Below are 15017 nucleotides of genomic sequence, written 5' to 3' on the forward strand. Positions count from 1 at the left end.
CTGTTCCGTTAAGTTGATGTACATGTGGAAAAAACGATCGAAATAAAACCCCAGAAATCCAACGGTCTCTGGGGCTTCATTATATATTTAGCTCTTTTTGCTTTTTGTTTTGTTTATGTCTATACAGCAATTTACGACTTATTAGAGAAATCACTAATAAGGTCAGAATTAATAAGATAAGTTGCATAAATGATAAATCAAAATATTTAGCACCTGTAACGATTAAAAGTGTAGAAATCGTGCCTTTTACAACGAAAAAAATAATAACCCATAATCCGCCTTTTTTCCAGTTCATTTTATATTACCCTTTCCTACGTTTAAATTCTTAAAATATTTAATGATAGTTCGTAAATATGACAACTTAATAGAAATCTATTATATTAACAAAAAATTCATGTCTAATTAAATGCGACGATTCTATATTAAGTGAAAATGATATTCATTGTCAATTTTATTGATTATTTGAATACTTATTCTTAATCTCTTTCTACTTTGTTTCTTATAAGCAATACACTCTTGTATTCAAACAAAAACACCTCCATTGCATTTGCACACTTAGTATGCGAATGCAAGAGGTGTTTTTTTCATATACCATCAGATAAGATTTCCTGCTTTGTTTATTTCTTGATACGTAGCTATTTTCTAGTACACGATAACTGGATCATACGTGTTCAAACTATCATATACAGTTTTTGCAACATTAGGAAGAAGGTTCACACACCCACCTGATCCACCTGTTAAATAAGCATTATTTGCCCAGTCTTTTCGCCAGCCGGCATCGTGGAATCCTTGACCGCTATTTGTGAATGGAACCCAGTAATCTACTTTAACCGCATAATCAGCTTTCCCTACTGCGCTACCTCTTAGCGTGTATGGTGTTCGTTTGTATAGAACGTACCAAACACCTGGTGATGTATCTTCACCCGTGCTATGTTTACCCGTTACTACATTTGTTGTAACGACTAATTTCCCATCTTTATAAATCCAAATTTGTTGCTCTGCAATTGAAACTTCCGCATACGTGTCTCCGATGCCATTATTCGCTGTTGTTTTATAACCGATACCTTCCTTCTCCCAACCATTTCCGTGAATGTTAGAAGCAGAAAGCGCCTTTTCGCCTTTCTCAAAGGCTTGTTGAACTTGTTTAGTTTCTTTTTCAACATCTAGTGCCCAGCCGTAGCCTTGCCCTTTTACTGATATGACTGAACCAGAATGCGTTTTAAATGAGAAATCTTTATTTAATGTTGATTTGGCATTATTAATTTCAGTAATTTTATTCTTAATGTCGCTCGCGTCAATTGTAACTTTCATATCCTTTGACATAGAAGCATTTTGAATTAAATCTTTCGCTTTTAAAGGATAAACTTCATTCTGCACTTTATACTCAACAGACTGCCCAAGAAGATTCTGTAGTGCTTTCTCCTCTTTTTTGACAATCGGATCGTCTTCTTTAATAGGTTTTATGTATGCAGACTTCAGATGAATTTCGCTTTTATATTTTTGCTTATCGTAATCTTTCAGTAGACTAGTAACGTCATACTGTTTTCCTTCAACACTTTTCGAAATAACAATTTTCCCTTGTTCTAGCTTCGCCATAGCATCTTGAGGCGCTTTTAATTTTTCATTCATAGAGATGAGCGTTTCTTCTACAAGTTTTTTCATCGTTTCACTACGATACTGATCTGCCTTCTCTGGTAGCAATGAATAATTTTCTCCCTTTGAGGAAGGGAAAAATGTCCACTGACTTTTTAATAGTTTCTTAACTTGAGGCAAATCTTTTTCCGTAAGTTCCGTTTTTGTATCTTTTTCATCTAAAATTTGTTGTTGATCAACATAGACTTTGTTTGCTAGTCCAGATGTCTTTAATTTCTGTATTGCCTGATCAGCGCTCAGACCACCAACTTTTGTGTCATTAATTGTAACATTCGAATTGAAGTGAGTTGCCTGATAATAACTCATTCCCCCAATAAGAAGTGCAATTACACCAATACCCGCTGCGATAAACTTCCAATTTGTATAACGTTTTTTTGATCTTACTCGTTTTTGATCAATTTCTTCAACTGATTCATTTGTTGTATTGTTGTTCATCAATCTTTCCCCCGTATGCATTAACGTCAAACGATTTTCAACTAAAATCATAGACTAGTGTACCTTATTTTTCCTAAAATTTCATTATTTCCGACCACATTTTATCGCAATTTAATGATTTAATTTAGATTTTTTAATAGTACGATGCATTGAACAGCCCTTTACAAGTCATAAAGTGAAACTTAAATTAACCGTCACACCAAGATATTTAGCTTAATATTCTAGGGGGAAATTTTTCTCTTTACGTAAAATACGAATTATATTATCCATTTTCATGAACATCAACCCCTAATTTTGTAAAAAAAATAAACGATAGTCCTTCTACATTTTTGATAAAAGGACTATCGTTTTTTCAGTTAGAGTATTTGTATAATCGTTTAACTTTTTATTTCCTGAAGGTCTAATGTGATGAAGATGATGAAATTTCATCTCATAGCCTTTAAATGAAAAACATTATTTTTTTATGACAATCAAGTTTATTTTTATAAATTAAACCCTTAGCTTGATGCCTTCCATATATCCAGCAGCCTAAGATTAAGTAAGAGTCCGTTCAACTAGATTTTTTCTAATATTTTTAGGAGTATCTTATTTCAGCCTCGTCATATTACACTAATTGAATTTAAAACAAATCCGTATGCTATTTAGTAAAATTTACGATTCGAGACATAATTATTGCAGTAGCCAAGATAATAATAGCGGTTATCAAACCAGATTCTCCAATCCAAATCTCAGTTTGATCTCCTGTACTTGCACGTGCGAAAGGTCCTTGAATAATGGCATTCCAAGTAGTATGAATGATAACCGAAGGCCAAACGCTACCTGTGATAAGTCGTAAATAAGCTGTAATATAACTGAATGGCACAATACAAAAATAGATGCCAAGTACTGAAAGTAGGGCAGATGTTCCCTCTACATATAGACCAGCAATAACAATTGGAACATGCCACGTTGCCCAAATTAATCCGCTAATAAGAATGGGACGTGAAAACTCTGCATCGATTAGCCTTGTGAGCATATAACCTCGCCATCCTATTTCTTCCCCCATAACTGGGATTAAGTTAAGCAAGCTTCCTAAAACTCCGCTCAATACTACTATAAAAATGAAACTTAATGGTATCGGTAGATACTGAAATCCAAGTATATTGTAAATAGGTTCTAGCATACCACCTTGCGGGGGCTGAAACTTCGCAATTCCGCTCAACCAGGCGATAGAATAAGTAATTCCACAAATAATCATAGGTATTAGCAGAGCAAAACCAATCCCCTTCCATATTTTTAAGTTACCGAGACTAAAAGATACATCTTTAAACCCTTCTTTCAATATTATGCGAGTCAAAATAGAAGAAAATGCTGGGGTAAACATATATACCACAATAAGCGGCATACTTTTAGTAATCATTACTACTACATTTAGAATAATAGAAGTAATGGTTAAGATACTTAGAAAGAGTTGAAGTCCTATTTTAGCACGTTGGATTTTATCTTTATTGTGGAATGCTTCTCCGTGTAATAACATTGTAATCCGCCCTTCCCCTTTTATTCATTTGTTTATCAAATTTACTTCCTGTCATTTCAACAGCTACAACTTAGAATAAAAATATTTTGACATACAGATCATTCATCTTTAAAATCCCTCCCAAATTCATAATCTAGTCTTACTTGCGATTCAACAATTTAATTATTATTTATAAACTGTCATAGCCGATAGTACAAAAGTGTAATGATTAACCTATGACTTGTGTCAATTAATCTTATGACAATATGTAACTAGAAAATATGATATGGAATAAATAACAATTGAATTAAAGCAATTGATTCGTGCAAGTACATGAATCAATCTTGCTTTTGAAAATAATTCAATTGAGGTGGGCAAAAATGAATAAGAAAAGAATGATTGCAATGGTTAGTACAGCTTTATTAGTCACAGGATGCGCGGAAGTAGGAAACGCTCAAACTGTAGCAGTCGAAAATTCAGGTCAATCAGTCCAAAAAAATATAGTTAAATCAATACAATCACAGGCTAACCCATTAAAAACGATAGAGCCGTCAAAACCATTTGAAGATTTAAAACCACTTAAGAAAATGATTGGGAACGCGCAATATGTAGGATTAGGAGAGAATACTCATGGAAGCTCTGAAATTTTTACTATGAAGTTTCGCCTTGTGAAATATTTGGTTACTGAAATGGGTTTTACGAATTTTGCAATGGAAGAAGATTGGGGAAACGGCTTAAAACTAAATGAATATATCCAAACAGGAAAAGGAAACCCTAGGGAATTTTTAAAATTGTTATATCCTACTGATGAAATTATAGCCATGATTGAGTGGATGAAAGATTATAATGCTGATCCATCCAATAAAAAAAAGATCCAATTTATTGGGCTCGACTTAAAGGCATTGGACCAAGGTAGCTTTAATAAAGTAATTGATTATGTAAGGCTCCATCGACCAGATTTGCTGGCAGAAGTAGAAGAAAATTATAAAGAATTGTCTTCTTTTACTGGAAGTATACAGGAATATATGAAACTTGCTCCTGAAAGAAAAGAGAAGTTTAAAGCAAACGCTGAGAGAGTAGCCCGATTACTAAAAGATGAGAATGAGCAAGCCAACACAGAAATAATCCCATCCGAGTACATCTGGGCGAAAGCAACGGCAAGTGCAATAGAGAAATTTACCACAATGCTACTTCCTAACGACTATCCAAGTATAATAAAACTACATGAACAATACTTGGCCGATCATGCAATGTGGGCACAAGAGACATTTGGTGGTAAAACGATGGTATGGGCACACAATATTCATATAGCTAAAGGAATTATCGATGAGAAATTATACCCTTATGTTGCGGGGCAGTTTTTGAAGGAACGTTTAGACAATAATTATGTCACAATTGGTAGTACAACTACGGAGGGGAATTTTACCTTATACAGCGAATATGATCCTTCCACTGGAGGTAAGATTACAACCGACACTATTCCACAAGATGTAAAAAGTTTCAATTATACTCTCGGAAAAGTGCCATATAAAATGTTTTTATTGGATAACCGTCACCTTAAAGGACAAGCAGAAAAATGGGTTAAAGCAAAAAGACCATTACTAAGTATAGGGGGACAAATCCTCCCGAACAGTTCGGTGTATTTTGATACTTCATTGTTTGAGCAATTTGATATTATTTTTCATATTCGAAAAACAAGTCCATCTCATATTAAATAAAAGTACAAAACAATCCCGTTCTTGCAGATGTAAGAACGGGATTGTTTTGTGAGGATTAATAAAGTGAAACTTTAATCAGCAGGTTTTTGTTCATCCCCCACTGATTATTAGCCTTCACCAATCGTGCGTTTACCGGCAGCCCGCCCCCCACCTAACGCTGAATTTTGAGGTGGGAGTCTTACTGCCCAGTAAATAGCGGGATAAAAGCATCTTTTTTAATCAGAAGTAAGCTGCTCTCCCCTTTTTAACATCATTTAGAACTGTCATATGACACTTTTACACTAGTGAGAATGACAAAAAAAGCAGTATGATTCGGTTATTACATAGATAGGAGCGATGAACTTTATGAAATCAAGATTCATCCAGAATGGTTATTTTTTATTGCTAACTTTCGGTACAGGATTGTTTTATTTTTGTTTTTACCTAATAGCTCTGCTATTTAGTTTAATCCTTTCATTTACTGTTGTTGGGATTCCACTAGTTATACGCGTACTACAGACTACCACACCCTTTATCCAATTCGAGCGCATACAGACGAAAATTTATACAGATATTTCAACAGACTCTTACGATAGAAGTATAACAATGGATACATCGAACTGGTCTCAGGTGAAATTAGTGCTAACAGATCGTCGCACTTGGTGTGCTGTCTATTGGCTAATGCAGAAATTTACGATTGGCATTTTCAGTCTCATTAGTGCAATCATTTTTTACGTAATGCCACTTATGTTCCTGTTGACACCACTACTGTATCGATACATCGATATGAATATTATATTTATACAAATAGATACTTTTGCCAAGTCACTCTTTGTAATGTTTATGGGTATAGTATTTACCGCCATAAGTATTAGAATAGTCGATGGTTTGACAAAGAAAATTGGGGGCTATACACGTAGTATGATTCGGCAACTAAATCAATAGAAGTTTGCAGTTTGTGAGTAGTATCGTAGTTTTAAATTAAAAAGTATAATAAGGCAGGAAGGATTAAATTATAATATAGGAAGTAAAATGGTAGGCTATTTAGGGGGTAAAGGACTTGTTAGATATGGTTAAGTATTGGTTTTGGTATGATTGGATTATGTTAGGGGTACGCCTACTTGCTAGTGTGTCTATCATTCTAGCTACATTAAATTTTCAGGATGGTTTAACATTACCACTTTGGATTATTATTCTTTGGGAAATTATTGCCTTCTCTGTTCCATGGGTAGCCTTACTATTCAATTATAAATATTATTTGTTCACAGAAATACTGCTGTATGGTGGACTATGTATATATTTAACCTCATTATTTCCAGGGGCTTACAACACATTTCTTATATCAGTGTTTCTAATTGCTGCGAATAGTAAGCATTTGTCCTATTATTGGACAGCTCCAATAACGGTTTTTATAACAACTGGAATTTTCTATGCGGTCTCGCCAAGTAATAGCTATTGGATTATGGTCACCTATTATGGATTCGCATATGTAATGGGCTTCGCTTTTCATTTATTAATCGTCAATCATAAACAAAATGAATCAATTCGTAAACAAAACGCAGTACTTGAGCAATATATGTCTCAGATTGAACGCATTACACTGGCGGAAGAACGAAACAGACTGTCGAGTGAGCTTCATGATACAGTTGGTCACGCTTATACTTCTATTATTATGGGGATGGAAACGTTGCGCACCGAACTTGCTACTGAAATGGGTATACAGAGGCTAGATTCTCTGCTTGAAATGGGACGTAAAAGCATCGAGGACGTGAGAGGTTACCTACATCAAATGGAGTCTCCTTGTCAATCGCCTTCCTTAATTCAATCTCTCCAAAATCTTGGAGCCGAATTTCAGGAGCACGCTCAGGTTAATGTAAGTTTTCGGGCATACGGAGAGGAATATGAATTGTCTCGGCAAGCGAAGATAGCGTTCATTCGTTGCTTACAAGAGTCCCTTACGAATGCAGTACGTCATGGTCAGGGAACTGAAATTATAGTTTCATTGCAGTTTGAACAACAATATACGAGATTAGAAGTTCAAGATAATGGAAAAGGAAATGTAGAATGGCAGGAAGGCTTCGGTCTGAATGCAATGAAAGAACGAGCAATGAATTTGCAAGGTCAATTGTCTGTATATACAAAGCCAGATGAAGGAATGCTTGTTACATGTACCATACCGCGACAAACTGAAATAAAAGATGGACTTATTCGTTTGTTAATTGTAGACGACCAGCCGTTTATTCGGGAAAGTTTGAGGACACTACTCGATAGATATGAAGATTTAAATGTAGTCGGTTTGGCCGAGGATGGCAATGAAGCCATCGATTTGTGTGGGCGCCTTCAGCCTCATGTTATACTTATGGATTTAGATATGCAACACATGGATGGAGTCGAAGCAACCAAAAAGATTAAGCAACAATGGCCACATATCCGCATATTGATTTTTACCACTTTTCAGGATACCGAACAGGCGTTGGAATCGCTTCGCAACGGTGCGGATGGTTTTTTACTCAAATCTATTGAAACATTGGAGCTAGCTAATACGATCCGACTTATTCACAAAGGTGGGACACTGATTGATCAAGGAATGTCTCACAAAATATTTGAGAAATTTGATGAGCAAAAAGAGACACCACAATCAAAAGCAACCGCTTATGAGCTAACAGCTAGGGAGATAGAAATATTGCAGCTAGTAGCAAAGGGACTTCGATACACTACCATAGCATCAAGGTTATATTTATCGAATGGTACGGTCAGAAATTATGCTTCCACAGCTTATACAAAGCTGGGAGTCCGTAACAAAGAAGAAGCTGTTCAAAAGGCTCTAGAAATTGGAATTATTGAATAAGAAAAATGTTTTTTTGTTTCTCTACAGCAAGGTAAAATGTAGTTACAAGGTACAGTAGAAGATAAAGTGAAACTTTAATCAGTGGGGTTTGTTCATCCCCCACTGATTATGAGCCCTCACCAATCGTGCTGCCCGTTAATGCGGGATAAACAACATCATTACATTAATCTTTTTTAGGGAGTACAATTCCTTTAAATAATTGAACAGTAATCCAGTAATACATCGAGTAAATTACTACAAAAATAACAAGTGGTAACCAAATGCGAGAGTACGGATCGATTACAAGAGGGCTAAACATGTTCATACCAACTAATATATGAGTAATCCCTACAATTGCTGGGAATAAGAATATGAAGAATAACTCTTTATAAATCGATTTTGTTAATAACTCTCGGCGAACACCAATTTTATGAAGCATTTGATAACGTGTTACATCTTTTGATGCTCCCGACAGAACTTTAAACATTAAGCAGCTTGCCATCATTGCTAAAAATGCAATTCCAACGAAGAAACCCATAAACATTAGTCCGCTGGCAAAATCATGACTCATAATATATGTTTGATACTTACTACCCAATTCTTCCGCTTTCACATTTTTATATTTTGCTATCTGTAATTCATCAAGTTTTTTCCATTCTTTTATGTATGATCCAAAATCATCTGTTTTCCCCATAAACACAATACTTTCTTTCCCCTTCAATCCATTGTATATGTTATAATCTACAATTTTTATTTCATAATCAGGATATAAATAATTGGGCTGGATCGTTCTGAAAACCTGAATCCATTGTTTTGTGTCTGTCTCTCCTTCAGCCCGTTTTATTGAAAATGCACCAATTGGTATTTCCTCTGAAGCTTTCTCTATTTTCATACCTTGCAAGAAAGGGCGATTTTTCTCTACATCTTCTTTAAGATAATAAACATATCTATCATCAACTTTGTAATGATATTCAAGTTTTTCTTGAAATAAGATACTACCCAAAATTGTCTTTTCTTCCACTGTTGGATTATGAATGACTGAATCGTAAATTTGTATTTGATCTGTAATTTTTAGGATGTTGTTTTTAAATGCCATACCACAAGCAATTCCACCAGCACCAAGAGCCACTAAAATTGCTACTGTTGCAAGCACATTTGTTAGACTATTAATGCGGAAATTTAATTGTGCAAAAGTAAAAGCATTGAGGCCTTTTTCACTACGTTTTTTATTACTCTTTAGCTTGTTAATCATAACTGGAAGAAGTGATCCAAATATAAGGTAAGTACCAACAGTTGCTGAGATTAATCCAACAGCCATTAATCCCAAAACAATTAGCGAATTTGCATATGATATATAAATAAGTGATGCATAACCAATACCCAATAAAAGAATACCAAGGAATGCAACTACAACTGTCATTTTTCCTTTTATGGCAACACGTTCTGTTTGTTCATCAGCATGTACAAGTTGCAGTACAGAAATACGAGATAATTTAATACTATTCATAATTGCAGATAATACAAAGAGTGCAAAGAAAAAGATGCAAGTAATAGCTATAGATGGCAGATAAAATGCTTTATAACCTTCGCCAGCAAACTCGAGTTGTTTCATTAATAGCTGACCGATACCTTCTGCAAGTCCTACACCAATTGTAATTCCAATCAAAAGAGAGGTGGCACCTAATATGATTGTTTCAATGAACATAAGTAAGGTAACTTTATGCTTTTTTGCTCCTAACATCATATACATACCAAATTCTTTTTGACGAAGAGCTGATAAGAAAGAGTTTGCATATAAAATATAGAAAAATGTGATAATCGCTAACAAAACGGAACCAATTTTAAAGACAGCCACAATATCCCTAATAGAAGAGTTAGATTCAAGGAACGTTTTATTGGATGCTAGCGTTTGAAACATATAAAAAGTTGAAATAGAGACAATAAGACCAACAAGTAAAACAATGTAATCTTGCAACTTACTTTTTAGGCCTGACATAGAAAGCTTAAATAACATGATTGAACTTCCTTCCTTACGCTTTTTGTGTGCCTAAGTTTGCAAGCACATCTAAAATTTCTTTATAGAATTCTTCACGGGTACTACCGCGATGAATTTCTTTATATAACTCACCATCTTGAATGAATAAAATACGTTGACAGTAACTTGCGCTGTAAGGATCATGCGTAACCATCATAATGGATACACCTTGCTCTTTATTTAAGCTTGTCATGGCATTAAGTAAACTCGTTGCATTTTTAGAATCTAGAGCTCCAGTCGGCTCATCTCCCAAAATAATTGCTGGTTCATGAACTAACGCACGTGCTGCTGCAGAACGTTGCTTTTGTCCACCAGATACTTCAGAAGGATATTTTTGAAGTATAGCTGTAATGCCTAACATATCAGCTACTTTTTCTACTTTCTTTCCAATATTACGAGATGAAACACCTTGAAGTGAAAGTGGGAGTGCGATATTTTCATAGATGGATAAATTCTCCAATAAGTTAAAGTCTTGGAAAATGAATCCTAACTTTTGTGAACGAAAATCAGAAAGTTCACCCTGCTTCATCCTCGTAATATCCGTTCCTGCAATTTCAACAACGCCGCCTGTCGCTTTATCTAACGTTGAAATTACATTTAATAATGTTGTTTTACCAGAACCAGAAGGCCCCATAATACCAACAAACTCTCCCTCTTGAATTGAGAATGATACACCTTTTAATGCGTGTGATTGATTCTCACCTTTTTTACCGTACAATTTTTGAATGTTTTTTACATCTACAACTGGCTTTATCATTTATATCCTCCTACATTTTTTTATTTCATTACAATAAGCTACTAAATTTGTTTACTACTAACAAAATAGACATGTTACCTCCACACTTAAGCTACAATGAAATCTTTCCTTTTATCTTCTTTGCTCACCTCATCACTTTGAATACACCCATGATAAACTATGAAAATTAGGAAACACCCCGTAAAATCCTTAAGATTTCTTAAGTTTTAAAAAAAGCTTATGGAACCTGTAGTTCCATAAGCTTTCTATCTAATTGAATGTTCAACAATAAAAGACATCCAACCATCTTTATATTCTGCATGTATATTACCATGATGAAGTTCAACAATTCTTTTTGAAATAGCAAGTCCCAGTCCATTTCCCTGGTCATCTTTTCTTGCCTTGTCCCCCCTGAAAAATCTTTCAAACAATTTATTTGGATCGCTAACAGGCGGTTTCTCGACTTTATTTGATACTTTCAACATTGCCTTGTTACCTATTAGTTCAAGACATATAGATAATTCGGATGGTTTCATGCTGTACTTTATCGCATTCATAAAAAGATTTTCATAAACACGTACCATTTTTTCTACATCTATGAAGATAGGTATTGTTTCTTGCGTAATTGATTTTTGAACGATTAAACTTTCCTTTTCAAATATAGGTATGTATTCTCCAACTATTTGTTCCAACAAACCTGATAAATCAACTTCATTAAGGTTTAACTTAGCATCTATACCTGATAAACGAGTATACTCAAACAGCTCATCAATTAAATATTTCAGTCTCTGTGACTTTGAATACGTGGTTTCAAGGTATTCCTGTAATTGTATGTTACTGTTGTATTGCCCTCTTTTTAATAAATCTATATAGCCAATAATAGATGTTAAAGGTGTGCGTAAATCATGAGATACATTGGTGATAAGTTCATTTTTTGTACGTTCTAATTGTCTTTCTTGTTCAAATGTATTCTCCAATTCCTTGGACATATAGTTGATATTTTGAGCAAGTTGGGTCAATTCGTCCTTCCCCTTAATCCCAATTGTTAAACCCAGTTTTCCATTTGCAATATCATTCACATTTTCCGAAATGAGCTTCAAATATACTATTTTCTTTCGAACCAATAGCAAAAAGATTACTATAAAGTTTAAGATTGCGAACGTAAATAAGAACAACATTGCGAGTCTCACTTCAAACATGCCAAAATCTTCGTGTTTTATAAAAAATGGATCTATGACGTATTGCACAATGAGAATTGTTAAACCAAATGAAATAAAAAAACTAATTGCAACAGCACCAAGAAGTTTTATAATAATCTTATTTCTGAAACTAACATTCTTCATATTTTATACCCAATTCCCCAAACAGTTTTAATATAAATGGGATGTTTAGAATCTTCTTCAATTTTGTCTCTTATTTTTGTAATATGCACCATGACGGTATTATCTGATTTATAAAAAACCTCTTTCCAAACTGCTTCATATATTTTTGCTACACTCAGGACAATCCCTTTGTTGCGGGCGAGTAGTTCGAGAATAGCAAACTCTTTTGGAGTTAACCTTGTTTCTTTTCCCCTTACCCATACTTGACGTGTATCTGTATTTACGGTTAAATCACCAATTTCTAGAATGCTTTTATTATGTTCTATGGATGTATTGTATTTTTTAAACCTTCTTAATTGGGATTTTACCCTAGCAATTAATTCTAGTGGGTTAAACGGTTTTGATAAATAATCGTCTGCACCAGAGGCTAGGCCCTGAATTTTGTCTATATCCTCAGATTTTGCAGATAGCATAATGATAGGCATATTGCGATCTTCCCTAATTTTCATACATGCTTCAATGCCATCCATATTCGGCATCATAATATCTAAAATAATCAAATCAAAGTCCTTTTCTTCTAACAGTTGTAAAGCTTGTATAGCATCTTCTGCCTTTTGAGTTTTTAGACCTTCATTTTCCAGATATACCGAGATAAGATTTCTAATCTCTTTATCATCATCAACAATAAGAATTTTCGACTCCATTTTATTCCTCCACATTAAATGCAATAAGTATTCAATAAAGCATATATTTGTTGTTACTTAGTTAATAAACTTAATAGAGATGGTTTCTATCTTCTTTCTTTACTTAAGACGATCTTTTGTAAAATACACAAAAAGACCGTCACAGTATTGTGACGAAAAAACAAGAAAATTTCAATAACTAATACTATTATTATTTATTTTTAGCTTTTAAGACACCCAGCGCTATTTTGGTTGCTTCTGCAATAAGCTTATCATCGTATTTAGCATCCTCTTTATCATGATTAGAAAGTATCGCAAGAATAATTGGCTTTTTATTTGGTGGCCAAATAATTGCGATATCATTTCTGGTTCCATAAGATCCCGAGCCCGTCTTATCAGCTACTTCCCATCCTCCTGGAACTCCAGCACGAATTAAGTTGTCTCCCGTAGTATTCCTTTTCATCCAATCTATTAATAAATCCCGTTTCTCAGTTGAAAGTACATCTCCTAGCGCAAAAGCCTGAAGACTAGTAGCTAATGCCTTTGGGGTACTAGTATCATGTACGTCTCCTGGATGCACTTCGTTTAACTCTGGTTCAAAACGTTCAGGATTTGTAACGGTATCTCCTATTTCTCTCAGTGATTTTTTGAATTCACTAGGTCCACCTAATTGTTTAAGAATAAGATTTTGCGCAGTATTATCACTATATCGAAGGGAAGCATCTGCAAGCTCTTTCAGAGTCATACCCCTATCAACATACTTTTCTGTAATTGGATTGTAATTAACAAGATCTTCACGAGTATACAAAACTCTTTGATTTAGATCTTCTATTGATTTCTTTTGTAAAAGTACTCCCACAGCTAAAGCTTTGTGGGTAGATGCGTATGCAAACCGTTTATCTGATTGATACGTAACGGTTTGATTCGTATCAGTGTCCAATGCATAAATACCGAGTTTAGCATCAAATTCTTTTTCAAGTTTAGCAAAAGAATCATTACCAGTAGTTTCTTGTTTGGTTTGATTTGTTTGTTTTGTTTGTTTAGGTAATTCAGACTGAGTATTGCCATCGGAACAGCCTATAAGCGTTGCACATGAAAGAAATACTACAGGTACCATCTTTTTGTAATGTAAAATGTTAAAAAACTTGTTTAAGACTATCATACATTTTCAACCTCTTTCAAGAATATATAGTTTTTCTAGGTGTTATACATATCGATACAATTAAAGAGTGTATCGGATATCACTCTTCTTGCATCTCACTTTTCATAAAATGATTGAACTATCATGAACACCTGTTTTATACGTATACTTCATAGACAACCTAAGTAACAAGTTTGTTCCATTTTTATCAGTAGTCGTATCTAGAAACCTAAAAAAGTCCATTTAGAAGATTTAAATGGACTTTTTCACTCATATAATACTATCTATAGTTAAACAAATAAGATTAAATACATTTAAATTTTCTTGTTTTATCTAATAAACTGTTTAGGCATTTCTTTAACGTGCTTATCATCATCACGCCAATCATAGGTTTCTTTCTGCGAAACATCTAAAGTTTGATCTCCAATTCTAACAATATTCTTATTTACCCATTCAATATATGGATCGGTATCTGGATAATTCCAATATATATTTTTCTCTGAATCTGTATCAAGGTTAACTAATTCACCCCTAACAGCATCCGCACTTAATGATCCTGCATTATGGAAATAAGTCTTGATGAGATATTTTCCATCTGGAGATTTCACTGTTCGAATTAATTCCCCTTTTGGAACACCTTGCAAACTAAAAAGTTTCCAATATCCAAATCCAATTATAATTACTAACATAGTAAGTATAGTTAGTAATACTTTTCTTTTTGTTTTTTTAATTTCACCTTTTGTATTTATAATACTCATTCAACTCCATTCCATAATATATCAAAAATAAAAATCCTCCATTAATACGGGATAAACATGAAAATTCCCATTTAGGAAAACTTTAAAAAATCAGACAGTATACTTGAATTGCTCTCCGCAAGAGAATATACTAATAAAGCAGGCTATGACGTTCCTTCCTTCTAACTTCTTTGGCGAAATAGGGATGTTACTTTCCTGCTAAACACATAGGCTATGACAATTCTTCCTTCTTTGT

Annotated in this window: 12 protein-coding genes; 3 read left to right on the forward strand and 9 right to left on the reverse strand. The window is 34.1% G+C overall.

All coding sequences use genetic code 11. The features are described from left to right. Positions 1-79 precede the first annotated feature (79 nt). The 3 genes from N2V79_RS15375 to N2V79_RS15385 form a co-directional block, all read right to left on the reverse strand. Positions 80-295: a hypothetical protein gene (locus N2V79_RS15375; protein ID WP_001104104.1), complete on the reverse strand. Its 216-nt coding sequence runs from the start codon at positions 293-295 to the stop codon at positions 80-82. 347 nt (positions 296-642) lie between these two features. Continuing rightward, positions 643-2088 (reverse strand): L,D-transpeptidase family protein, encoded by a 1446-nt coding sequence (locus N2V79_RS15380; RefSeq protein WP_340720024.1) that lies wholly within the window; start codon positions 2086-2088, stop codon positions 643-645. Between the two features lie 637 nt (positions 2089-2725). Then, positions 2726-3604, reverse strand: coding sequence for a CPBP family intramembrane glutamic endopeptidase (locus tag N2V79_RS15385; protein ID WP_254488193.1), 879 nt, complete (start codon positions 3602-3604; stop codon positions 2726-2728). A gap of 359 nt (positions 3605-3963) precedes the next feature. Between N2V79_RS15385 and N2V79_RS15390 the strand changes: the two genes are divergently transcribed. The 3 genes from N2V79_RS15390 to N2V79_RS15400 all read left to right on the forward strand — a co-directional run bounded on the left by N2V79_RS15390 (position 3964) and on the right by N2V79_RS15400 (position 8128). Beyond that, entirely contained in the window at positions 3964-5301 is a 1338-nt protein-coding gene (locus N2V79_RS15390) for an erythromycin esterase family protein (protein WP_001036229.1), read from the forward strand. Positions 5302-5646: 345 nt separating this feature from the next. Further along, positions 5647-6225, forward strand: a complete 579-nt coding sequence (locus N2V79_RS15395; protein WP_340720025.1) for a sensor domain-containing protein — start codon at positions 5647-5649, stop codon at positions 6223-6225. Between the two features lie 115 nt (positions 6226-6340). Then, the gene (locus tag N2V79_RS15400; RefSeq protein ID WP_098679691.1) at positions 6341-8128 is read left to right on the forward strand and encodes a helix-turn-helix transcriptional regulator; all 1788 of its coding nucleotides are present in this window, start codon (positions 6341-6343) and stop codon (positions 8126-8128) included. A gap of 163 nt (positions 8129-8291) precedes the next feature. Here the strand turns inward: N2V79_RS15400 and N2V79_RS15405 are convergent, their stop codons facing one another. The 6 genes from N2V79_RS15405 to N2V79_RS15430 form a co-directional block, all read right to left on the reverse strand. Beyond that, the gene (locus tag N2V79_RS15405; protein ID WP_000897821.1) at positions 8292-10121 is read right to left on the reverse strand and encodes an FtsX-like permease family protein; all 1830 of its coding nucleotides are present in this window, start codon (positions 10119-10121) and stop codon (positions 8292-8294) included. Positions 10122-10137: 16 nt separating this feature from the next. Continuing rightward, a complete protein-coding gene (locus tag N2V79_RS15410; protein ID WP_000595170.1) occupies positions 10138-10899 on the reverse strand; it encodes an ABC transporter ATP-binding protein in 762 nt (253 codons plus the stop codon). 245 nt (positions 10900-11144) lie between these two features. Next, complete coding sequence (locus N2V79_RS15415; protein ID WP_000800285.1) at positions 11145-12221, reverse strand: HAMP domain-containing sensor histidine kinase; 1077 nt, start codon at positions 12219-12221, stop codon at positions 11145-11147. Continuing rightward, positions 12218-12904, reverse strand: coding sequence for a response regulator transcription factor (locus N2V79_RS15420; protein ID WP_075678214.1), 687 nt, complete (start codon positions 12902-12904; stop codon positions 12218-12220). The genes N2V79_RS15415 and N2V79_RS15420 overlap by 4 nt, the downstream gene beginning before the upstream one ends. A gap of 190 nt (positions 12905-13094) precedes the next feature. Beyond that, positions 13095-14045, reverse strand: coding sequence for a class A beta-lactamase (gene bla, locus N2V79_RS15425; RefSeq protein WP_000636460.1), 951 nt, complete (start codon positions 14043-14045; stop codon positions 13095-13097). 308 nt (positions 14046-14353) lie between these two features. Beyond that, on the reverse strand, positions 14354-14782 hold the full coding sequence (locus N2V79_RS15430; protein ID WP_000022542.1) for a DUF5412 domain-containing protein: 429 nt from the start codon (positions 14780-14782) through the stop codon (positions 14354-14356). Between the last annotated feature and the right edge of the window lie 235 nt (positions 14783-15017).

The organism is Bacillus sp. CH_70 (assembly GCF_038007045.1).
Taxonomy (GTDB): Bacteria; Bacillota; Bacilli; order Bacillales; family Bacillaceae_G; genus Bacillus_A; species Bacillus_A cereus.

Excerpts from the sequence above, each read along its gene's own strand:
- N2V79_RS15375 (WP_001104104.1), bottom strand. The coding sequence starts at position 295 with ATGAACTGGAAAAAAGGCGGATTATGGGTTATTATTTTTTTCGTTGTA.
- N2V79_RS15380 (WP_340720024.1), bottom strand. The coding sequence starts at position 2,088 with ATGAACAACAATACAACAAATGAATCAGTTGAAGAAATTGATCAAAAA.
- N2V79_RS15385 (WP_254488193.1), bottom strand. The coding sequence starts at position 3,604 with ATGTTATTACACGGAGAAGCATTCCACAATAAAGATAAAATCCAACGT.
- N2V79_RS15390 (WP_001036229.1), top strand. The coding sequence starts at position 3,964 with ATGAATAAGAAAAGAATGATTGCAATGGTTAGTACAGCTTTATTAGTC.
- N2V79_RS15395 (WP_340720025.1), top strand. The coding sequence starts at position 5,647 with ATGAAATCAAGATTCATCCAGAATGGTTATTTTTTATTGCTAACTTTC.
- N2V79_RS15405 (WP_000897821.1), bottom strand. The coding sequence starts at position 10,121 with ATGTTATTTAAGCTTTCTATGTCAGGCCTAAAAAGTAAGTTGCAAGAT.
- N2V79_RS15410 (WP_000595170.1), bottom strand. The coding sequence starts at position 10,899 with ATGATAAAGCCAGTTGTAGATGTAAAAAACATTCAAAAATTGTACGGT.
- N2V79_RS15415 (WP_000800285.1), bottom strand. The coding sequence starts at position 12,221 with ATGAAGAATGTTAGTTTCAGAAATAAGATTATTATAAAACTTCTTGGT.
- N2V79_RS15420 (WP_075678214.1), bottom strand. The coding sequence starts at position 12,904 with ATGGAGTCGAAAATTCTTATTGTTGATGATGATAAAGAGATTAGAAAT.
- bla (WP_000636460.1), bottom strand. The coding sequence starts at position 14,045 with ATGATAGTCTTAAACAAGTTTTTTAACATTTTACATTACAAAAAGATG.
- N2V79_RS15430 (WP_000022542.1), bottom strand. The coding sequence starts at position 14,782 with ATGAGTATTATAAATACAAAAGGTGAAATTAAAAAAACAAAAAGAAAA.